The sequence below is a fragment of the Pseudomonas sp. 65/3-MNA-CIBAN-0223 genome, from assembly GCF_040310425.1.
In the GTDB taxonomy this organism is placed as follows: Bacteria; Pseudomonadota; Gammaproteobacteria; order Pseudomonadales; family Pseudomonadaceae; genus Aquipseudomonas; species Aquipseudomonas gregormendelii.
In genome coordinates, this window is record NZ_JBEOPV010000264.1 from 1 (window position 1) to 250 (window position 250).

The 250-nt window shown below is 62.0% G+C and carries 1 pseudogene; it reads left to right on the plus strand.

Going from position 1 to position 250, the window contains the following annotated elements:
* Positions 1 to 51: 51 nt before the first annotated feature.
* A pseudogene (locus AAEZ09_RS28820) lies at positions 52 to 250 on the plus strand (AmpG family muropeptide MFS transporter); the annotation flags it as partial.

The window sequence follows — 250 nt, forward strand, 5'->3', positions numbered from 1 at the left end:
GCACAGCGGTTAGAGTGCGCCCTTCGTCCAAACTGTACAGAACCTCGATGTATGTCCCGTGAAACCTGGCGCGATGCGCTAGCCGCCTACGCCAGTCCCGCCACGCTGGCCCTGCTGTTGCTGGGTTTCGCTGCCGGCCTTCCCGCTGTATTGGTGTTCTCCACGCTCTCGGTGTGGCTACGCGAGGCTGGCGTTTCCCGGGAAACCATTGGCTTTGCCAGCTGGATCAGCCTGGCGTACGCCTTCAAGT